Origin of the sequence: Dietzia sp. KRD202, assembly GCF_017168155.1 — a bacterium.
GTDB lineage: Bacteria > Actinomycetota > Actinomycetes > Mycobacteriales > Mycobacteriaceae > Dietzia > Dietzia kunjamensis.
In genome coordinates this window covers 180,911-201,753 of record NZ_JABFAN010000017.1, presented here as the reverse complement: position 1 = coordinate 201,753, position 20,843 = coordinate 180,911, and the positions used below count along the sequence as shown (strand labels likewise).

Below are 20,843 nucleotides of genomic sequence, written 5' to 3'. Positions count from 1 at the left end.
CGATGCGTGCGGAACGGTCTTCTCGAGGGGATCCGGCTCAGATGTAGATGGCCGGGTCGATGTAGAACTGCGCGTCGCGCAGTTCCTCCTTGGTGGACCTGGCCGGCCGTGCCTCGCCCGGGATGCCCACGACGATCGAGTCGGCGGGGGCGCTCTTGACGACGACGGCGTTGGCGCCGACCGAGGAGTCGTCGCCGATCTCGACGGGACCCAGGATCTTCGCGCCGGCGCCCACGGTCACGCGGTCGCCGAGCGTGGGATGACGCTTGGTCTGCTTGAGCGAGACCCCGCCGAGGGTGACGCTGTGGTAGAGCATGCAGTCGTCGCCGATCTCCGCGGTCTCACCGATGACGACGCCCATCCCGTGGTCGATGAAGAACCGTCGGCCGATGGTGGCGCCGGGATGGATCTCGATCCCCGTGAGGAATCGGGCGAACTGGGACAGGACGCGTCCGGCGGTGCGACCGAACCCGCCCGCGTTCCACAGGCGGTGGGACAGACGGTGGATCCAGATCGCGTGCAGGCCGGAGTAGACGACGGCGTTCTCGACGTCACCGCGGGCGGCCGGGTCGTGGGCGCGCGCCGCGGCGAGGTCCTCGCGCAGGGTGCGCCAGAACCCCACCGGGCGGTCGGAGGTTCCCGACATCAGTCGCGGTAGTCCTCGAACAGCATCGTGGAGACGTAGCGCTCGCCGTAGTCGCACACGATGACGACGATGGTCTTGCCCGCGTTCTCGGGACGCTTGGCGATCTCGAGCGCGGCCCACACGTTGGCACCGGACGAGATACCGGCGAGAATGCCCTCCTCCTTGCCGAGACGCTTGGCGATCTCCAGCGAGTCCTCGAGGGTCACGTCGACGACCTCGTCGTAGATCTCGCGGTCCAGGATCTCGGGCACGAAGTTGGCACCCAGGCCCTGGATCTTGTGCGGACCGGCCTTGCCCTCGGTCAGCAGCGGGGAGTCCTTGGGCTCCACGGCCACGATCTTGATGTCGGACTTCTGCTCGCGCAGGTAGCCGCCGGCGCCGGAGATGGTGCCACCGGTGCCGATGCCGGCCACGAAGACGTCGACCTCCCCGGCCGTGTCCTCCCAGACCTCCGGGCCGGTGGTGCGGCGATGGACGTCCGGGTTCGCGGGGTTGGCGAACTGCCGGGCCAGGACCGCGTTCTCGCGGGTCGCCGCGACCTCCTCGGCCTTGGCGACCGCGCCCTTCATCCCCTCGGAGCCGGGGGTGAGGATGAGCTCGGCGCCGTAGGCGCGCATGACGGCACGGCGCTCGACCGACATGGTGTCGGGCATGACGATGACGGCCTTGAATCCGCGGGCCGCGGCGACCATGGACAGCGCGATACCGGTGTTGCCCGAGGTGCCCTCGACGATGGTACCGCCCGGCTTGAGGCCGCCCGACGCCACCGCGTCGTCGATGATGGCCGCGCCGATGCGGTCCTTGACGCTGGCGGCCGGGTTCGCGGACTCGAGCTTGGCCAGGACGGTGGCCTGCAGTCCCTCGGTCAGGGAGTTGAGGCGGACCAGCGGGGTCTTGCCGATGGTCTCGCTGATGTCGGAGTAGATCTGCGCCATGTGGGGGTTCCGTTCTGAAGAATGAACAGGTCTGTCTATCGGTGAGTGTACGTGATGGGACGACATGGCACGAGGATGCGATCAGGGAATGGTCCCCTGATTGCCACGGGCGCCCGACGGGCCGATAATCGACTGCGCTCCATTTTCGTCGTCGCCCGAAAGGCCGCCTCCGGCATGCGCGAGATCACCGTCCCCGCCCAGCGAACCTTCACACGTTCCGACCTGATCCCGGTGGTGGCGCGAGGGCGCGCCACCACCGAACCGCGCGCGGTCCCGTTCGAACACCACGGCGACGGCCGGTGGCGATCCGTCTCCAACGCCGAACTCGTCGAGCGCGTGGACGCGATCGCGTCCGGACTCATCGCGGCCGGCGTCGAGCCCGGGGACCGGGTGGCGCTCATGGCCGGAACCCGCCTCGAATGGGTGCTGGTCGACCTCGCCGTCTGGACCGCCGGAGCCATCACCGTGCCGATCTACCCGTCGTCCTCGGCGGGGCAGCTCGAATGGATCCTCGCCGATTCTGCTGCGAAGGTCCTCGTGGCCGAGAACGACGACCACGTCGTCGTCGTCGGAGATACCACGGTCCCCGACACCTGCACCCGGATCCTCTACCTCGACGACGGCGCCCTCGAGACCCTCGAGGCCGAGGGCCTGGGGGTCGAGGCCGAGACCCTCGACGCCGCGCTGGCCACTCTCGGACCCGACACCCCCGCCTCGATCATCTACACCTCCGGCACCACCGGACGGCCCAAGGGCTGCGTGATCACCCACCGCAATCTCCTGTCGGAGTGTCACGCGCTGCTCGACCACCCCATCGGGTCGATGGCGCAGCAGGGCAAGAAGGTCCTGATGTTCCTGCCTCTGGCCCACGTGCTCGCGCGCGCCGTGACCTACACCGTCTACCTGGGTGACGCGACCGTCGGCTTCTGGGACGACACCTCCACCATCCTCCCGCGCTTCGCCGATTTCCGGCCGCACATGATCCTCGGGGTCCCACGCGTCTTCGAGAAGGTGCGCGACGGGATCGCCACGAAGGCCGCCGCCAAGGGCGCGGTGCAGAGGCGGATCTTCGAGCGCGCCGAAGCGGTCGCCATCGAGGACAGCCGGCTGCGCGGCAACGACGGGCTGGACGACGCCCGCCGACCCTCGCTCCTGCACGCCGCCCGGTACAAGGCTCTCGACCTGCTCGTCTACAGGGCCATCCGCGAGGCGCTCGGCGGCCGCTGTGAGTACGCCATCTCCGGCGGCGGCGCCCTGCCCGACCGCATCTCGCACTTCTTCCGCGGAGCCGGCGTGCCCGTCTACGAGGGCTACGGGCTCACCGAGAGCACCGCCGCCGCCACCGTGAACGGCCCCGGCTGCCAGCGCATCGGCACCGTCGGGCGACCCGTGGCCGGGACGAGCGTCCGGATCGCCGACAGCGGTGAGGTGGAACTGGCCGGCGAGCTGATCTTCGACCGCTACTGGAACAACGAGGAGGCCACCGCCGAGGCCATCCGCGACGGCTGGTTCGCCACCGGTGACCTCGGCTCGCTCGACCCGGACGGCTACCTGACGATCACCGGTCGCGCCAAGGAGATCATCGTCACCGCCGGCGGCAAGAACGTCTCGCCGGGGCAGATCGAGGACGCGATCCGGGCGCATCGACTCGTCGGCCACGCGGTCCTCATCGGAGAGGCCCGCAAGTTCGTCTCCGCGCTGATCACGGTGGACGAGGTCGAGCTCCGGAACTGGGCGGCGGAGGCCGATCACGGCGACCGGCCGGCCGAGGACCTGGTCACCGACCCCGCGCTGCGCGCCGAGATCCAGTCCGCCGTGGACGATGCCAACCGGCAGGTCTCGCACGCCGAGGGCGTCAAGAAGTTCGTCGTACTGCCCCGCGACTTCACCGAGGACTCGGGCGAGTTGACCGCGACCCTCAAGGTCAAGCGGCACGTGGTCGCGGAGCACTACGCCGGGCAGATCGAGGGCATGTACGCGTGATCGGGCGGATGTGAGAGCGCCCGGACCCCGTCCGGGCCCGGGCGCTCGCACGGTCGGTGGATCAGGCGTCGGTGTACAGCGACTCGATCTCGCTGCCGAAGCGGTCGTGCACGATGTTGCGCTTGAGCTTGAGCGTCGGGGTGAGCTCTCCGCTCTCCACCGTGAACTCGGCCGCGAGGATCTTGAACTTGCGGATGGACTCCGCGCGGGAGACCGACTTGTTGGCCCGGTCCACGGCGTCCTGGATCGCGCCCACCAGGTCGCCGTCCCGGAGCAGGTCCTCCACCTCGCCGGTCTTGCCGTGCTTGTCACGCCACGCCGGGAAGGTCTCCTGGTCGATGGTGACCAGCGCCGCGATGTAGTTGCGGTTGTCGCCCACGACCACGGCCTGGCTGATCAGGGGGTCGGCCGAGAGGAGGTCCTCCATCTGGGACGGCGACACGTTCTTGCCGCCCGCGGTGACGATGAGGTCCTTCTTGCGGCCGGTGATCGACAGGTAGCCGTCCGAGTCGAGCTCGCCGATGTCGCCGGTGTGGTACCACTCACCGGTCCAGGACTCCTCGTTGGCCTTCGGGTTCTGCCAGTAGCCCTTGAACAGGGTCTTGGCCTTGGCGAGGATCTCGCCGTCGTCGGCGATCTGGATGGTGACGCCCGGGATCGGTCGACCCACGGTGCCGATCTTCGCCTGGCCGATCGGGTTGACGGTGAGCACTCCCGAGGACTCGGTGAGACCGTAACCCTCGAGGAGGTCGAAGCCGGCGCCGCGGTAGAAGTGGCCGAGACGGGCGCCCAGGGGGCCACCACCGGAGATGATGCGGTTGCACTCGCCGCCCAGGGCGTCGTGCAGCTTCGAGTAGACGAGCTTGGAGAACAGCTTCTGCTTGAGCGCCAGGCCCGCGGACGGCTTCCCGCCATCCTCGATGGCCGTGGAGTAGTCGATCGCGGTCTGCACCGCGGCCTTGAAGATCTTGGCCTTGGCGCCACCGGCGGCCTCGGCCTTGCCCGCTGCGGAGTTGTAGACCTTCTCGAGCACGCGCGGGACCGACACGAGGAAGGTCGGGTGGATCTCCGCCAGTCGCTCGACGACCTTGGTCGTGTCGGGCTCGTGGGCCACGGCGACGCGCTTGTAGAAGCTGCTCACCTCGAGGATGCGGGCCAGCACGTGGGCCAGCGGCAGGAAGATCAGGGTGCGGCTGTTGGGGACGAACGCGTCCTTGAGCTGCTCCTCGACCGCCATCACGACGCCGGCGAACCCACCGTGCAGGATCTCGCAGCCCTTGGGGTTGCCCGTCGTGCCGGAGGTGTAGATGATGGCGCATCGGTCCTCGTGGCCCGTCGCCAGCGAGGCCTGCTCGAGCTCCTCGTCGGTGACGGCCGCGCCGGCCTCGGTGAGCTGGGCGATCAGGTCGTTGTCGATGACCATGATGTCGCCGTTCCATTCGGTGCCGGACGTCAGCACCTCGCGGAGCTCGAGGTTCTCGACCACGGCGAAGGACGCGCCGGAGTCCGTGAGGATCCAGTCGCACTGGCCCGACGAGGAGGTCTCATAGATCGGCACCGTGACGGCGCCGACAGCCCAGGAGGCCCAGGCGATGAGCGACCACTCGTAGCGGGTGTGGCTCATGATGGCCAGGCGGTCACCGGGCTTGACGCCCCGGGCGATGAGACCCTTGGCGACCCCCTTGACCTCCTTCAGGTACTGGGCGCAGGTGACCTCTTTCCAGTCGGTCCCGACGAGCCGCAGTACAGCGACGTCGTTCGGGGCCTCCTCCGCGTTCTTGAACACGACCCGGCCGAGGTTCTCGACAGGGAAGGGCTTCGTTACCGGAGGGGTGGCGAACTCGGTCGTCATTGCGATCCTTAGGTCATGTGTGGCCTGTATCACTGTCAAGTGTAGAGGCAGAGTCGGTGCCCGTGTCGAGCACGGTGTATTTAGATCTGTTTACGAGGGGACCGTCATGTTGTGTGATGATCGTTACACTGGCGGCATGACGGCAGGGACGCCAGCCGCGGTGAGTGCGCTCGTGGCGCAGTCGCGGGAGCGCAGCAGGGTGCGGGGGATCGATCCGGAACGGTTCGACCCACCGGTGGACCTGCAGGGCGCCGACCTGGCCGCGCACCTCGCATCCCACCGGATGGCCGCGGTGCTGCCGGTGGTCGAGAAGATCCTCGTCTCCGGAGTCGTGGGCAGTGGGCACCTGGTCGCCGTGGCCGATGCCGACGGCCGCCTGCTCTGGCTGTTCGGGGACCGCTGTGTGCGCACGCGCGCGGAGCGGATGGCGTTCGTCCCCGGAGCACTGTGGAGCGACGACGCGGTGGGCGCCAACGCCCCCGGCCTGGCGTTGCGGCACGATGTCGCGGTCCGCGTCCGCCGCGAGGAGCACTACCTCGCCCCCGCCCACTCGTGGAGTTGCTCGGCCGCGCCGGTCCACGACCCGATGACGGGCCGGGTGATCGGGGGCATCGACGTGACCGGGAACGACGCCGCGGCATCGGCCGAGATGTTGGCCCTGGTCAGGGCGACCGCGCTGCTCGCGGAGGCGGAACTGCGGTCCGCGCCGACCGGGGGCGCCCGGCGACTCGAGGCCCTCGGGGCCCCACGGCCCGCACTGGCCGGGCACGGCCCGCTCACCGGCAGGCACGCGGAGATCCTCGTCCTGCTCTGCGCCTATCCGCAGGGACTGTCCGGCGGGGCGCTCGCCGGACTTCTCGCCGAAGGCCGGCTCAACGACGTGAGCATCCGCGCGGAGATGTCACGACTGCGCCGGGTCCTCGGCCCGGACACGGTGCACTCCCGGCCGTACCGGCTGGCGCCCGGGGCGGTGGAGACCGACGCCGCACGGGTGGCCGCGCTGCTCGACACCGACGTCGATGCCGCGGTGGCCGCCTACCCCGGACCGTTGCTGCCGACCTCGGACGCCCCCGGCGTGGTCGACCTGCGCGAGGAGCTGCACGCGCGGGTCCGCGCCGCCGCGCTGGCCGCGGGGTCGGCGCGGGCCCTGAGGACCTGGGTCGCAGGCCCCGGCCGTGAGGACCCCGACGCGTGGCGGGCCCTCGGGTCGCTTCCCGGACTCTCCCCGGCGGCGACCTCCTCGGCCCGGTCGGTGTACCGGGTGTTGGACGACCGCCTGGGAGCCTGACCGCCCTCGTCGTCGTCGCGCCTCTCGCCGTCGCCTCTCGCCGTCGCCCCTCGCCGTCACCCCCGCGGCGTGCAACGTGCATGCAACCCCCGCACGGATAGTGTCCTGGATCACAGTCGCCGGCCGAGTGGGCCGGCGTCCCCCGGTACGCGAAAGGTGCTCACCATGCCCGTCTTCTCCCAGCCCGGTTCCGCCGACGCGGTGATGTCCTACGAGAGCCGCTACGACCACTACATCGGCGGCGAGTGGGTCGCGCCCGTCAAGGGCGAGTACTTCGAGAACGTCACCCCGATCACCGGCCAGGTGTTCTGCGAGGTCGGGCGCGGCACCGCCGAGGACATCGAGGCCGCCCTCGACGCCGCGTGGGCCGCCGCCCCGTCGTGGAACGCGACCTCCGCCGCCGAGCGTTCGCTGGTCCTGCTGCGGATCGCCGACCGCATGGAGGAGAACCTCGAGAAGATCGCGCTGGCCGAGTCCTGGGACAACGGCAAGCCGATCCGCGAGTGCCTGGCCGCCGACATCCCGCTGGCGATCGACCACTTCCGCTACTTCGCCGGGTCGATCCGCGCCCAGGAGGGCGGGATCTCCCAGATCGACGAGGACACGGTCGCGTACCACTTCCACGAGCCGCTGGGCGTGGTCGGCCAGATCATCCCGTGGAACTTCCCCGTGCTCATGGCGGTGTGGAAGCTCGCCCCCGCGCTGGCCGCGGGCAACTGCGTGGTGCTCAAGCCCGCCGAGCAGACCCCCGCCTCGATCCTGTTCCTCATGTCCGTCATCGGCGACCTGCTGCCGCCCGGCGTGCTCAACATCGTCAACGGCTTCGGCACCGAGGCCGGCAAGCCCCTGGCCTCCAACCCGCGGATCCGCAAGGTCGCCTTCACCGGCGAGACCACGACCGGGCGGCTGATCATGCAGTACGCCTCCGAGAACCTCATCCCGGTGACCCTCGAGCTGGGCGGCAAGAGCCCCAACATCTTCTTCGAGGACGTCATGGACGCCGACGACGACTTCCGGCAGGCCGCCCTCGAGGGGTTCGCGATGTTCGGCCTCAACCAGGGCGAGGTGTGCACGTGCCCCTCACGCGCGCTGGTGCAGAAGTCGGTCTTCGACGAGTTCACCGAGCTCGCGATCGAGCGCACCAACAAGATCACCCAGGGCAACCCGCTCGACACCGACACCATGCTGGGCGCGCAGGCCTCGGGCGATCAGCTGGAGAAGATCCTGTCCTACATCGACATCGGCAAGCAGGAGGGCGCGGACGTGCTCACCGGCGGCGCCCGGGCGGAGCTCGACGGTGACCTGGCGGGTGGCTACTACGTGCAGCCGACCGTCTTCCGCGGCCACAACAAGATGCGGCTGTTCCAGGAGGAGATCTTCGGGCCGGTGCTGAGCCTGAGTTCGTTCACCGACTTCGACGACGCCATGACCATCGCCAACGACACCCTCTACGGACTCGGTGCCGGCGTGTGGTCGCGCAACGGCACCACCGCCTACCGGGCCGGCCGCACCATCCAGGCCGGCCGCGTGTGGACCAACACCTACCACCAGTACCCGGCGCACGCGGCGTTCGGCGGCTACAAGCAGTCCGGCATCGGCCGGGAGAACCACCGCATGATGCTCGACCACTACCAGCAGACCAAGTGCCTGCTCGTGAGCTACTCGGGCAAGCCGCAGGGCTTCTTCTGATGGACGACGTGTGCGGGCTGCCCTCGGGTGGGAGCGTGCGCATCGCCGCGCGGGCGCTCCCGCCGGAGGGCGCGCCCGCCGACCTGCCGCCGCGTCTCGTGGCGACCGAGCCGGCCGTCGAACTCATCCGCGAGCTCGTCGGCCGGCACGGCCCGGTGATGTTCCACCAGTCCGGCGGGTGCTGCGACGGCTCGGCGCCCATGTGCTACCCCGACGGTGAGTTCCGTGTGGGACAGCGCGACGTGTTGGTGGGGGAGCTGGACCTGGCGCCCGGGGTCCGGGTGTGGATCTCGGGCTCCCAGTTCGAGACGTGGAAACACACGCAGTTGGTGCTGGACGCGATCCCGGGACGGGGCTCGGGGTTCAGCCTCGAGAACCCCACCGGCAAGCGGTTCCTGTCCAGGGCCCGCACGTTCGACACCGCCGAGCTCGCCGCACTCGAGGAGTTCCCACCGAGGCTGGGCTCGGAGCTGGAGGAGTAACCCGATCCGGCGCGGATCAGCGGGGTTTCGGCGGTAGAGTCCGACCATGGACACGGATCGCACGGCCTCCGCTGACCCGCTCGACGCCCCCGTCGGGTTCCTCACCCCCGAGCTGCGGGCTGACCTGCTGAGACGCTGGAACGAACCGCAGCGGCGGTACCACAACGAGACGCACCTGCGGGCCGTGCTCCGGGCCGTGGACGCGCTCGAGGCGGACGGGGAGACCTTCGACGCCACGGCGGTTCGGTTGGCCGCATGGCTGCACGCCGCGGTGTTCGATCCCGCGGGCGCGGAGAACAACGAGAAGTCGGCGGCGCTGGCCGAGGAACTGCTCGACCCGGCCGCGCCCGTCGAGGAGGTCGCGCGCCTCGTCCGCCTCATGGGCGGGCACCGGGTCGAGCCCGGGGACCTCGACGGGGCCGTCCTCTCGGACGCCGACCTGGCCGTGCTGGGCGCCGACCCGGAGACCTACGACACCTACGCCGCGGACGTGCGGCACGAGTTCGCCCACGTCCCGGGCGAGAGGTTCGTCGCCGGGCGGATCGCCGCGCTCGAGGGACTGCTCGAGCGCAGGTCCGTGTTCCTCACCCGCGCGGGGCGCGACATGTGGGAGAAGCAGGCCCACGCCAACCTCAACCGCGAGCTGGGCCTGCTGCGCGCGGGGGCCGCCGGGAGCGACTAGTCCGGTTCGACGCCCGGCGGGGTGATCGCCGCGGTGTGCTCGGCGACGCCGGCGGCGACCATGATCTCGGTGACGGCCCGCGCGTCGTCCGGCCCGGGCAGCCCCCAGCCGTCGCCGTAGCCGTAGATCTCGGCGAGCGTGTGCGAGTCCCGGGTGCCGCGGGCGAGTTCGACGTCGGTGGGCCCGATCAGGCCGGGGTGGGGGACGCCGACGGCGCCCGCGACCTTGACGAGTTCGCGGCGCAGCGACCGGATGTAGTTGGAGCAGCGCTCGGCCATCGCGGTGGGCTCCACCCCGCGCACCAGCCACGGGTTCTGCGTGGCGACACCGGTGGGGCAGCCGCCGGTGTGGCACTTCTGCGCCTGGATGCACCCCACCGAGAGCATGGCCTCGCGCGCGACGTTGATCATGTCCACGCCCAGTGCGAGCGCGACCACGGCGTTCTCCGGGATGCCGAGCTTGCCGGCGCCGATGAACACGACGTCGTCGGTGAGTCCCGCCTCGGCGAAGACCGAGTACACGCGCGGGAAGCCGAGGCGGAAGGGCAGGGACACCGCGTCGGTGAACACGAGCGGACCGGCGCCGGTGCCGCCCTCCCCGCCGTCGATCGTGATGAAGTCGACGCCGCGGTCGCGCGGGACCATCGCCGTGGCGAGTTCCTCCCAGAAGGTCATGTCGCCGATGGCCGACTTGATGCCGACGGGCAGGCCGGTGCGGTCGGCGATGTCCTCGACGAGGTCGAGCATCGAGTCGACGTCGCTGAACGCGGTGTGCCGGGAGGGGCTCGCGCAGTCCTCGCCCATCGGGATCCCGCGGATCGCGGCGATCTCCTCGCTGATCTTGGCCGCGGGGAGGAGTCCGCCCAGGCCGGGTTTGGCGCCCTGGGAGAGCTTGATCTCGATCGCCCGGATCGGGTGCTTCTCGGTGAGCGCGACCAGCTTGTCGATGTCGAACCGGCCCCGGTCGTCGCGGACCCCGAAGTAGGCGGTGCCGATCTGGAAGATGAGGTCCGCGCCGTTCTGGTGGTAGGGGCTCAGGCCGCCCTCACCCGTGTTGTGGAGGGCTCCCGAGAGGGCGGCGCCCCGGCCCAGGGCCTCGACCGCGGGCGCGGAGAGGGAGCCGTAGCTCATCGCCGAGATGTTGACCAGGGAGTCCGGCCGGAACGCGCGGGCCCGGCCGCGGGCGGCGCCCAGCACCTTGGCGGGCGGGAGCGGGAGCTGCTGTCCTGAATGGGGGAGCGCGGACAGGGTGACGTCACTGAAGGTGCGCTGTTTGATGATCGGGTAGCCCTCGAGGAACTCGATATCGTTGTCCGTACCGAACCCGAACGTGGTCCCCCGGGACTCGGCGGACTCGTAGATCCAGTCGCGCTGATCCCGGGTGAACGGCCGTTCCTCGTCGTTGCTGGCGACGATGTACTGCCGCAGCTCGGGGCCGATGGCGGTCAGCGCCATGCGGGCGTGTCCGAGGACGGGGAACGTCCGCAGGATCGGGAACCTGGTCTGCCGCAGGTCCGTGGCCGCGACCGCGGCCAGGGCGGCCAGGGGCGCGCCGAGGAGCCACTTGCGCATGTCGACCTCCAGTCGGGGGCGGGGACGGTTCCATCATGGACCACACCGCCGGGCGGGGCCGCGTGGTTCGATGAGACCACCCCGACCGCGAACGAGGAGTTCTCATGAGCCGCGCCCGTGCCGACCGGGACCGACTGTGGGCGGCGATCCACGTGGAACGCGCGGCCCTGGCCGACGAGCTGGGGGCATTGCGCGACGCGGAGTGGCGCACCGGGTCGCTGTGTACCCGGTGGAGCGTGGAAGAGGTCCTCGCCCATCTGACGGCGGTCGCCCGGACGGGCCGGGTCGGGTGGATCCGCAGCATCGTGGGCGCGGGGTTCGACACCGACAAGCACAACCGGCGGAGGATGCGGGAGCAGCTCCGCGACAGCCCCGGCGGGACGCTGGAGAACTTCGTCGACTCGTCGTCGCTCCGCGTGTCACCCTTCGGGGACCCCGCGGCGTGGCTCGGCGAGACGATCGTGCACGCGGAGGACATCCGCCGGCCCCTCGGCCTGACCCGCGCCTACCCCGTCGATCCCCTGACCGGGGTCGCGCGGTTCTATACGTCGCAGGACTTCGCGGTGAACAGTGCGAGGCTCGTGAAGGGACTGCGCCTACGGGCGACCGACGGGCCGTTCGAGGCCGGCGCAGGTCCGGAGGTGGAGGGGCCGACGCTGGCGCTGGTGATGGCCATGGCGGGCCGGCCGGTGTTCCTCGACGAGCTGTCCGGCGGGGGAGTGGACGAACTGCGCCGGCGTATCGGCTGACCGCACCGCTGGTGACAACGCCGCCTCAGGGCAGGATGCGGGAGACGACCTCGGCGGCGACCTCCTCGAGCAGCGGGCCCGCGTTGGCGATGGAACGGGCCAGGTCGGGTTCCCGTTCGGTGAGTGCGGCCGCCGCCGCGAACCCGGCCTCGGCGACCCGGTCGGCCCCCAGATCCAGGCGGCCACACACCGCGACCACCGGGACGGCGTGGGACCGGCACAGGGCCGCCACTCCCATCGGGGTCTTGCCGTGCATGGTCTGGTCGTCGAGTCGGCCCTCGCCCGTGATCACCAGGTCGGCGGCGGACAGGACGTCCTCGAGACCGGTGAGGGTGCCGAGCACCTCGAACCCCGGGTCGAGGGAGGCGCCGAGCAGCTCACGGGCGATGAAGCCGACCCCGCCGGCGGCGCCGGAGCCGGGCGCATCCGGGTCGACGTCGAGTCCCTGCGCGCGCAGGACCCGCACCAGGCGGGTCAGGCCGGCCTCGAGCTCGTCGAGTTGGTCCGGGGTCGCGCCCTTCTGCGGGCCGTAGACGCGGGCCGCGCCCAGCGGACCGAGCAGCGGGTTGTCCACGTCGCAGGCGACGAGGATGCGGGCGGCGCGGACGGCCGGGTCGAGGCCGTCGAGGTCGATCCGGTCGAGGTTGACCAGCGCGCCGCCGCCGTCGGGCAGCTCCGTGCCGGAGGAGTCCAGGAAACGCGCACCGAGAGCGGCGAGCATCCCGGCGCCGCCGTCGGTGGACGCGCTGCCGCCGATGCCCAGGTGGATGTTGCCGCGGCCGGATCGCAGCGCGGCCAGCATCACCTCGCCGACCCCGCGGCTGGACGCCTCCAGGGGGCGGGCCTCGCCGCCGGGCAGTCGCAGCAGGCCGCAGGCGTCCGCCATCTCCACGAACGCGGTGTCGGGGTCGATGGCGGCGAACGAGGTCTCGACCGGCTCGCCGGTGGGCCCCGATGCCGTGACGGGCACGGTCCGGGCGCCGCCGGCGACCATCACCTCGAGACTGCCGCCCCCACCGTCGGCGACCGGGCGTTCCAGCACATCGGTGTCGGGGTGCGCCCGACGGGCGCCCTCGGCCGCGTGGTGGCACGCCTCGACAGCGGTGAGGGAGCCCTTGAAGGCCCCGCAGGCCACGACGATCGTCACACCTGCATCATCCCCCATGAGTGTCGGCGGACACACGACGGCCCGGGATCGTGAGGGGGAGGGTCACGATCCCGGGCCGGGAAGGCGCGTCGTGGACGCGGGGGTTATCAGCCCAGCGAGCCGAAGTTCAGTCCGGCGTCGGCCTCGACCTCGGCGCCGGCGTCGACGGTGGTGCCGTCGCCGTCCTCGGCGCCCGAGCTCAGGCCGGCGAGCGAGCCGCTCAGCGACCCGGTCTCGGCTGCGGTCTCGTCGGCGGGGGCCTCGTCGGTGGTCTCGTCGCTGCTGCCGAGCGAACCGCTGGTGGCCGGGGCCTCCTCGGTCACCGCGGCGGTCGTGACGCCGTCGGTGTCATCGGTGGTCTCGTCGCTGCTGCCCAGCGAGCCGAAGTCCAGCGAGCCGCTGTCGGCGTCGGCGTCGGTCGCATCCTCGTCGGCGGAGCCGGTGGCCGACCCGGTCGCGGTCTCGGTCTCGTCCTCGGCGGAACCGGAGTTGCCGTCGATCAGCGCGCTGCCGGTGTTCGGCGAGACGCCGAGACTACCCAGCTCGACGGAGCCCGGGTTGGGGGTCTCGGCATCGAGGTTGAGGTTGAACGCCAGGCTGCCCAGGTCGAGGTTGAGGTCGGTGCCCAGGGCGCCCTCGAGGCTGCCACCGTCGCCCGCGAGCTCGGCGAGGCTGCCGCTGTCACCTGCGAGGTCCTCGAGGCTGGCGGTGGGGTCGGTGGGGGCCTCGGTCTGCGCGGCGGCCAGGCCGGGGAACGCGATGGCGGCACCGAGTCCGAACGCGCCGACGGCGGCGATCTTCGCGGTGGTGCGGTTGGTGGTCTTCCGGTGAGTGTTCGTCATAGAGCACGTCTCCGATCTACATCGACCCCGATGTCTCTCATCGCGGGCACCCCGGTCGGAAGCGAGGTGCGTCGGCGACCCTACAAGCGGCCTGCGAGAGCGCAAGGGGTCCGAATCGTGAGGGCGCGTTGATGTAACACTCCGGTCACTCGCGTGTCCCCGGGGGGTCGGGCGGGTCCGTCGGAGGCGCCACGGGCGGCGTCGTGCCTGCCTAGGCTGGGTCCATGACCGTGTCCGGAGCATCCGATCCCGCGACGCCGGGCCCTCCGGGCCTCGTGGAGACCCACAGTGCGCTCATCATCCTCTGGGGTGACCAGGCTCACAAAGTGCGCAAGCCACTGGATCTCGGCTTCCTCGACAACACCACCGTCGAGGCGCGGGCGGAGCAGAGCCGCCGTGAGGTCGAGCTCAACAGTCGACTGGCCCCGGACGTCTACACCGGCGTGCTGGAGGTGAGGGGCCCCGACGGCGAGGTGATCGATCACGTCGTGCGGATGCGTCGCCTCCCCGCGCACCGGAGCCTCGCCGCGCTGGTGCGGTCGCGGCAGGAGGGCTCGACCGGGGACGGCGATCCGGACATCGTGGCCGGCATCCGCGAGGTGGCCCGGCAGATCGACCACCTCCACGCCGCCAGCCCCCGCTCGGAGGAGATCGACGCCGCGGGCTCCCCCGCCGCGGTGGCGCGGTTGTGGGCGGAGTCCCTCGACCACCTGCGCGGACTCGACGTGGGTAGGGACGCCCCGGAGATCGTCGACGACATCGCGGCCCTGGCGTCGGGCTACCTGCGGGGGCGGGCCCCGCTGCTGCGGTCCCGCGTGGCGGCCGGCCGGGTCGTCGACGGCCACGGGGACCTCCTCGCCGCCGACGTCTACCTCACCGACGACGGACCGCGGGTGATCGACTGCCTCGAGTTCGACGACCGGCTCCGGTTCGGCGACGCGATGCTTGACATCGCATTCCTGGCGATGGATCTCGACGCCGCGGGGGCGCGGGACCTCGCCGTCGTCCTCCTCGAGGCCTACCGCGACTTCTCCGGCGATGACGCGCCGCCCTCGCTGGTCCACCACTACATCGCCTACCGTGCCCTGGTCCGCTCCAAGGTGACCGCCATCCGCGCCGAGCAGGCCGACGACGGGGCCGCCGGCGGCGAGGCCCGCCGGGCGCTGGTGTTGGCGGACCGGGCGGTCGACTCACTGCTGCGGTGCCGTGTCCGTCTGGTGCTGGTGGGCGGGGTGTCCGGGTCCGGTAAGTCCACGCTGGCCGCGCCGCTGGCAGACGCGCTGTCGGCGGACCTGCTGCGTTCCGACGTGGTCCGCGGGGAGATCGCGGGCGCCGCCGCCGACCGGTATTCGGACGCGGCGATCGACGCGGTCTACGCGGAGATGCTCGCCCGCGCCGCCGGGCTGCTCGCGCAGGGGCGAACGGTGGTGCTGGACGCCACCTGGCTGGAGCCACGGCGCCGCGCGGAGGCCGAGACCGTGGCCGCGGACGCGCACGCCGAGCTGGTGGAGATCGCGTGCACCGCGCCCCGCGACGAGCTGGTTCGGCGGATCACCGCGCGGGCGGCCGCGGGCGCCGACCCGTCCGAGGCCACGGTGGAGGTCCTGGACTCCCAGCTGGTGGCGACGGCGCCGTGGCCGGACGCGATCGAGGTGGACACCGCCGGGCTCGACGTGCGCGACCGCGCCGCCGTGCACCCGTGGGCCGAACGCGAGCTGGGGCCGCTGCCCTGGGCGTGAGCCGTCAGTGCTCCTGGTGCACCGGGCCCCCGGTTGAGCCGCGATCCTGGCTCAGCCGCGCGGCGGCCGCGGGATCGAGCCGACGAACTGCATGGACCGGTACGGCCACCCGGCGGGCCCGGCGGCCGAGTCGTGGGTGTTCCACTGGCTCACCACGAAGTGCCACTCCTCCGGCGTGGACCCCGGCACCGGGCAGCCGCAGTAGAGCTGGGCGACCCGGGCGGGCCCGGCCCCGGGGTCGGAACCGTCGGACTCGTCGCCCCACGCACTCCCGCGCAGGAGCGTGGTGTGCGTGGTGACCGAGCGGTCGAGCAGGTCGGCCCCGATGTGCGGGAACGTCAGACAGTCGATGCGGTAGTGCTCGGCATCGAAGTAGGTGAGGGTCCAGAAGTCCTCGCACCGACGCAGGTACATCTCGCCGATCCGGCCGGGCAGCACGATGGTCGTGGGGTTGCCCCAGTTCCAGGCGCCCTTCCGGAAGCCCCAGGTCTGCCACCTGCGGAGGTCGGGATCCGCGAGGTGCTCCTCACGCACCCGCATGAGGATGACGCCCTTGTCCCGTTGGAACCCTGTGGACAGGACGTAGACGAACCCGTCCCCGCCGAGCTCCCACGTCCAGAGTTGGCGATGGCCGCCCTCGAGGAGCGGCGAGAACTCCGCCCCCGTGGGCTCCCAGGTCCGGCCGTCGTCGGTCGACCGGTGGATCCGGGTGCGGGTGACGGTGCCCAGGCCGTCGTTGACCATGACGTGCAGGTACATGGTGTCTCCGATGGTGAGCACGTCGCTCGGGAGGACGGTCGAGCAACCGCGGCCGTGCACATAGTCGATCAGCTGGGCGGCGTAGTCCCGCGGGCCCGGGCCGGCGGCGTCCGTCCACTCGAGCCCCTCGGACAGGTCGACGGTGTCGGAGAACAATCCGGCGGGGGAGCGCCAGTCCGGGTTTCCGGGTCCGGGACGCTCGTCCGTGGTGGGGGCACACTGCTCGATACCCGGGTGCGGACGCCCCACATGGGGGGCGCCCATCCCGGCGCCGGCGAAGGTGTCGCCGAACACCGCGAGCAGGCGCCCGGACGGGGTCCGGGTCAGGATGCCCAGATCCGTCCCCTCCATCCCGAAGGCCGTGGTGATCCCGGGTCCGGTGAGGTCGCGGACCTTGCGGGTGGCCGATGTGCGGGACGCAGTGGGCGGCGGCGGATCCGTCATGGGGCCGACGCTACCGCGCAACCGGTCGGGCGGCACCAGACTCGTTGTCAGGTCACAATTCTGGCGAAGCGGGCCCCACGCCCCGAACCGCGGGGCGTATGGTCATCGGCGTGACCCATCCCTTCGCACGGGCCGGGCGGGAGCTCGTCCCCGGCCACTGGCTCGGCCCCGCAGCCGTTCTGGCGCTCGGGTGTGCCACGGCGTGGACGCTCATCGGGTTCGGACACGGCGCGCCGTTGGCGGCCGTGGTGCTCGTCGCGGCACTGGTGCTGGCCCTGTGGAACTCCCCGCTGCGCGCCTCCGGTCACGAGCCACTCCAGACCGTGCGGTCCGTCGCCGACGCGGGTCGCGCCGTGGTGGTGCTGTGGAGGCCGGGGTGCCCTTATTCGTCGGCGCTGCGTCGCCGGGCCGCCCGTGAGGGACTCGACGTCCACTGGGTCAATATCTGGCGGGACGAGGACGCCTATCAACTGTGCTGCAGCATCAACGGCGGCTCGGAGGAGACGCCCACCGCGATGCTGCTCGACGCGGGTCTCGCCGCGCCGGTGGTGATCCCGGCCTCCGTCCCGGGCATCCGTGAGGCCACCGCCGCCCCCGCGCGGGGCGTCATCCACACGCGTGTCGTCTCACGCGCCTCCGGCCGCGTCCGCGGCCTCGGCGTCCGCGGCCACTGACCCGCCCTCCCGCCGGCCGGGCGTGGCCACCACCTCGTCGTCGTCGTCGTCCTCATCGCCCGTACCGAAGTGCCCCCCGCACGTCCCCGCACTCGGTGCCCACCGCCATGTGGGCGATCCGGCCCTGCGCGCGGAGCTCTGCCAGGCGCGGTACCACCCGGTCACGCAAGCCCCACGGGTCGATCGTGTTGACGTAGACGCCGGTCGCGCCCTCGAAACCGGCGGGGGTCGAGATGCGCCACTTCAGCACGATCCGCCACGGCATGGCCGCGACACCCCGTTCAGGCGGGCGGGTGTGCCACTCCTCGTTACACGGCACCAGCCGACCCGTCGCCGCGTGGCAGGCGTGCAGCAGATCCGAGACGCCGCGCAGCTCGGCCGCCGAATGCTCCCACGGCGCGCTCGCCGCCGACCGCGAGTAGACCACCAGCGCGGGGTAGCGGTGCCCCACGCCCACCACCGCGACCGCGTGCTCGTTTTCCGCCAGCACCAACCCCTCGGCCGCGGCGTGGTCCACACCGAGCCGGTTGTAGAGGTCGGGGTCGCCGCCCAGCGCGGCCGCCTCGCGGGCGGTCTTGGCGGGGATCTCGTCGATCGCCACCAGCTGTTTGTGCAGGTGCGCGAACGAGGCGCCCGCGGGCGCGAGCCAGTTCTGGAACACCGACACGTACCGCGCGTGTGCGTTGTCGCGGTACAGGCCTCGCATCGCGCGGACCGTGAAGGCGGTGAACTGCTCGTGCTCGGCGGGGGTCAGGTCGCCCGACGCGGCGTGGCGGTCGCTGGCGGTGGCGCCGTCGGTGAGATGACGGCGTGCCACCACCACGTCGTGACAGCCGCCGAAGAAGCTCTCCGAGTGCGCGGCCAGTTCGGCCGGGCCCATGGCGTCCACGGCCGACGGGTCGCCCTGCGCTGCGGCGATGCGGGCGCGGACCAGCGCGCGGACGTGCTCGGCGCCGGACGGGGTCGCCAGGTACGCGGCCTGGTGGGCGGCCGCGCGGGCCGGGATGCGGTAACCGTGCACGGCCTTCCAGTAGTCCAGAGAGACGATCTCGAAGAGATTGCCGAACAGCCGGAACTCCGGGGTCGTGGCATCGAGCTCGTCGGCGGCCACCTCCTCGAGCACCCGCCAGGTGTCGCCGTCGCGGATCACCCGCGCCTTCTCCGGGGTGGTCTCGCGCAGCCGGGTCACACAGAACGGGCAGTGCGCCTCCGCGGCGGACGGGTCCACCGCGGTGACCCGCCCGGGGGAGTGGTCGATGGGCCGGTGCGCCCGACCGGGCACGGTCCAGACCTCGGTGCCGGTGAACGGATTGGTCTGCTTGACCGTGCCGTCCGCCATGCGGCGAAGCGGCGGGACCGGGGACGACAGGGTGTGGGGCGCAGTGGTCACCCATCGAGCGTAGGTGGACGCGGGCCGCTGACGAGGTCAAATATATGTCGTTTCACCGGTAGTAATGTGATCTAGGTAACAGTATTCTGAGTTTTCAAGATATGTAGGCCAGGTAAGGGGATCGGTGCCAGCGATCCGCTGCATCCTCCGGCAGAAGCAAGGGACACCGAGAGAAGGATCGACTATGTCTTCGACACGCGCACGACATCTGAGGGCGGCGGCGCTCACCAGCGCAGCGCTGCTCGCCGCCGCCGGTTCGCCGGCGATCGCAGGTGCCCAGACCGGGTCGCTCAACGGCGAGCTCGGTCTGAACCTCGAACTGCTGCTCGGTTCGGCCGGGTCGGGTGAGGGCGGATCCCTGGACGGGGGCATACCGAGCGGCTCGCTGGATCCCGGCTCGCTGGAGCCGCTGTCCGCCGGTTCCGATACCGGCTCGGATGATCTGTCGGGGCCCGGTTCGGTGGACCCCGGATCCGTGCCGTCGGGGTCGTCCCCGGACACCGGATCGCTCAACCCGGGATCGCTCGACCCCGGTTCTCTTGACCCAGGGTCACTGCAGCCGCTGTCCGCGGGATCCGATGCCGGCTCGGACGACGGATCCACCGGATCGGATGAGCTGCCGGGCCAGGGTTCACTGGACCCCGGTTCGCTGGAGCCGTTGTCGGCGGGGTCGGATGCCGGCTCGGACGACGGGTCGTTGGAGCCCGGTTCCGCCGAGGGCGGATCGCTTGTGGCCGTGACTCTGCTCCTGGCGCTCGGATCGTCCGGTTCCGAGGGGGGTGATGGCTCGCTCGCGCCGCTGTCAGCCGGTTCTGAGGGCGGGTCGGAGGATCTGGGATCGGATGACGGGTCGTTGGAGGGGTCGCTGGATGCGGGTTCGCTCGCGCCGTTGTCGGCCGGTTCTGAGGGCGGGTCGGATGATCTGGGTTCGCTCGATGGGTCGTTGGAGGGGTCCCTCGATGGGGGTTCGCTCCAGCCGTTGATGACGGGTTCTGCTGGCGGGTCGGATGATCCGGGCTCGGATGACGGGTCGCTGGAGGGGTCGCTGGATGCGGGTTCGCTCGCGCCGTTGTCGGCCGGTTCTGAGGGCGGGTCGGACAACGAGCCCGGGGAGGGGTCGGTCGACCTCGGTTCACTCGCGCCCGGGTCCCTTGCTCTGGGCTCCCTGCCTCTCGCATCGGTGGGAGGATCGCTGGAGCCGTTGTCGGCGGGTTCCGGTGGCGGGTCGGATGACATGGGTTCGGACGACGGGTCGTTGGAGGGGTCCCTGGCGCCGTTGTCGTCCGGTTCTGATGCCGGTTCGGGCAACGGGACGGGAGAGGGTTCGCTCGACGGGTCGTTGGAGGGCTCCCTCGACGGGGGTTCCCTCGCACCGTTGTCGGCCGGGTCCGATGAAGGGTCGCTGGAGGATGGCTCGTCTGAGGGCTCCCTGCCGATGGGATCTCTCGAACCGGGATCGGCCACCGGCTCCCTCGCTCCCCTCGGGTCCCTCACGGCGTCGCTGGCCCCACTCGGGTCCGCAGGATCGGCTGCGGGGTCACTGCCGCTGCTGCTGCCTGTCGCGCTCATCGGCGGTTCCGTGGCTGCTGCACCGATGATCCTGCAGGTGGGCGCGGACATGGGGATCGCGCTTCCGCCGCTGCCGGGCCTCCCCGCTCCGGTCGCGGCAGCGCCGGCGGTCGCCGCGCCGCCGGTTGCGCCCGGGCCCTCGACGCCCAACGGGCGTGGAGGCGAACCGGGTGTCGCCGGAGTCGGAGGCGCCGCGGTGGGCGTCAATGCCGCCATCGTGATGACCGGCTCGCTGGGTGACTACGAAGTGGCGCTGCCGGACGGTGTCACGTTGCCACCAATGCCGTTCATTCGGTGAGTTATCTGAGAGAAGGCCCGCCCCGGGAGCATTCGCCCGGGGCGGGCCTTCCGCCATCTCGGGAGGGCGTGAGGCGCCTACCCTGAGAGAAATCTCACAAGGTG

The 20,843-nt window shown here is 71.4% G+C and carries 17 protein-coding genes; 9 read left to right on the top strand and 8 right to left on the bottom strand.

Annotation, left to right across the window (positions count from 1 at the left end; translation table 11 throughout):
* Nucleotides 1-37: 37 nt before the first annotated feature.
* Complete coding sequence (gene epsC / locus J1M64_RS13515; RefSeq protein WP_206474447.1) at nucleotides 38-646, bottom strand: serine O-acetyltransferase EpsC; 609 nt, start codon at nucleotides 644-646, stop codon at nucleotides 38-40.
* Entirely contained in the window at nucleotides 646-1,581 is a 936-nt protein-coding gene (gene cysK, locus J1M64_RS13510) for a cysteine synthase A (RefSeq protein ID WP_206474446.1), read from the bottom strand. Before cysK ends, epsC begins: the two co-directional genes overlap by 1 nt.
* A gap of 174 nt (nucleotides 1,582-1,755) precedes the next feature.
* Here cysK and J1M64_RS13505 point away from each other — a divergent pair, with 174 nt between their 5' ends.
* On the top strand, nucleotides 1,756-3,564 hold the full coding sequence (locus J1M64_RS13505; RefSeq protein ID WP_206474445.1) for a long-chain fatty acid--CoA ligase: 1,809 nt from the start codon (nucleotides 1,756-1,758) through the stop codon (nucleotides 3,562-3,564).
* Nucleotides 3,565-3,625: 61 nt separating this feature from the next.
* On the opposite strand, the gene J1M64_RS13500 is transcribed toward J1M64_RS13505, so the two are convergent.
* The gene (locus tag J1M64_RS13500) at nucleotides 3,626-5,416 is read right to left on the bottom strand and encodes a long-chain fatty acid--CoA ligase (RefSeq protein WP_206474444.1); all 1,791 of its coding nucleotides are present in this window, start codon (nucleotides 5,414-5,416) and stop codon (nucleotides 3,626-3,628) included.
* A gap of 136 nt (nucleotides 5,417-5,552) precedes the next feature.
* Between J1M64_RS13500 and J1M64_RS13495 the strand changes: the two genes are divergently transcribed.
* The 4 genes from J1M64_RS13495 to J1M64_RS13480 all read left to right on the top strand — a co-directional run bounded on the left by J1M64_RS13495 (nucleotide 5,553) and on the right by J1M64_RS13480 (nucleotide 9,557).
* The gene (locus J1M64_RS13495) at nucleotides 5,553-6,704 is read left to right on the top strand and encodes a helix-turn-helix domain-containing protein (protein WP_206474443.1); all 1,152 of its coding nucleotides are present in this window, start codon (nucleotides 5,553-5,555) and stop codon (nucleotides 6,702-6,704) included.
* Nucleotides 6,705-6,869: 165 nt separating this feature from the next.
* A complete protein-coding gene (locus J1M64_RS13490) occupies nucleotides 6,870-8,393 on the top strand; it encodes an aldehyde dehydrogenase family protein (protein WP_206474442.1) in 1,524 nt (507 codons plus the stop codon).
* Nucleotides 8,393-8,875 (top strand): DUF779 domain-containing protein, encoded by a 483-nt coding sequence (locus tag J1M64_RS13485; RefSeq protein WP_194307384.1) that lies wholly within the window; start codon nucleotides 8,393-8,395, stop codon nucleotides 8,873-8,875. The genes J1M64_RS13490 and J1M64_RS13485 overlap by 1 nt, the downstream gene beginning before the upstream one ends.
* Before the next feature lie 46 nt (nucleotides 8,876-8,921).
* The gene (locus J1M64_RS13480; protein WP_206474441.1) at nucleotides 8,922-9,557 is read left to right on the top strand and encodes a hypothetical protein; all 636 of its coding nucleotides are present in this window, start codon (nucleotides 8,922-8,924) and stop codon (nucleotides 9,555-9,557) included.
* Here the strand turns inward: J1M64_RS13480 and J1M64_RS13475 are convergent.
* Entirely contained in the window at nucleotides 9,554-11,128 is a 1,575-nt protein-coding gene (locus J1M64_RS13475; protein ID WP_067714951.1) for an FMN-binding glutamate synthase family protein, read from the bottom strand. The two genes, J1M64_RS13480 and J1M64_RS13475, sit on opposite strands and share 4 nt — an antisense overlap.
* A gap of 104 nt (nucleotides 11,129-11,232) precedes the next feature.
* On the opposite strand from J1M64_RS13475, the gene J1M64_RS13470 reads away from it, so the two are divergent.
* A complete protein-coding gene (locus tag J1M64_RS13470; protein ID WP_206474440.1) occupies nucleotides 11,233-11,877 on the top strand; it encodes a maleylpyruvate isomerase family mycothiol-dependent enzyme in 645 nt (214 codons plus the stop codon).
* A gap of 25 nt (nucleotides 11,878-11,902) precedes the next feature.
* On the opposite strand, the gene J1M64_RS13465 is transcribed toward J1M64_RS13470, so the two are convergent.
* Nucleotides 11,903-13,024: a glycerate kinase gene (locus J1M64_RS13465; RefSeq protein ID WP_120285067.1), complete on the bottom strand. Its 1,122-nt coding sequence runs from the start codon at nucleotides 13,022-13,024 to the stop codon at nucleotides 11,903-11,905.
* Nucleotides 13,025-13,131: 107 nt separating this feature from the next.
* A complete protein-coding gene (locus J1M64_RS13460; RefSeq protein WP_206474439.1) occupies nucleotides 13,132-13,866 on the bottom strand; it encodes a hypothetical protein in 735 nt (244 codons plus the stop codon).
* 224 nt (nucleotides 13,867-14,090) lie between these two features.
* Between J1M64_RS13460 and J1M64_RS13455 the strand changes: the two genes are divergently transcribed.
* A complete protein-coding gene (locus J1M64_RS13455) occupies nucleotides 14,091-15,605 on the top strand; it encodes an AAA family ATPase (protein ID WP_206474438.1) in 1,515 nt (504 codons plus the stop codon).
* A 51-nt stretch (nucleotides 15,606-15,656) separates the two neighbouring features.
* Here the strand turns inward: J1M64_RS13455 and J1M64_RS13450 are convergent, their stop codons facing one another.
* Nucleotides 15,657-16,808: a DUF4185 domain-containing protein gene (locus J1M64_RS13450; protein WP_206474437.1), complete on the bottom strand. Its 1,152-nt coding sequence runs from the start codon at nucleotides 16,806-16,808 to the stop codon at nucleotides 15,657-15,659.
* Between the two features lie 110 nt (nucleotides 16,809-16,918).
* Between J1M64_RS13450 and J1M64_RS13445 the strand changes: the two genes are divergently transcribed.
* The gene (locus J1M64_RS13445) at nucleotides 16,919-17,482 is read left to right on the top strand and encodes a hypothetical protein (RefSeq protein WP_227022115.1); all 564 of its coding nucleotides are present in this window, start codon (nucleotides 16,919-16,921) and stop codon (nucleotides 17,480-17,482) included.
* A 52-nt stretch (nucleotides 17,483-17,534) separates the two neighbouring features.
* On the opposite strand, the gene J1M64_RS13440 is transcribed toward J1M64_RS13445, so the two are convergent.
* Nucleotides 17,535-18,821, bottom strand: coding sequence for a DUF4921 family protein (locus J1M64_RS13440; protein WP_206474499.1), 1,287 nt, complete (start codon nucleotides 18,819-18,821; stop codon nucleotides 17,535-17,537).
* A 235-nt stretch (nucleotides 18,822-19,056) separates the two neighbouring features.
* On the opposite strand from J1M64_RS13440, the gene J1M64_RS13435 reads away from it, so the two are divergent.
* A complete protein-coding gene (locus tag J1M64_RS13435; RefSeq protein ID WP_206474436.1) occupies nucleotides 19,057-20,739 on the top strand; it encodes a hypothetical protein in 1,683 nt (560 codons plus the stop codon).
* Nucleotides 20,740-20,843 lie beyond the last annotated feature (104 nt).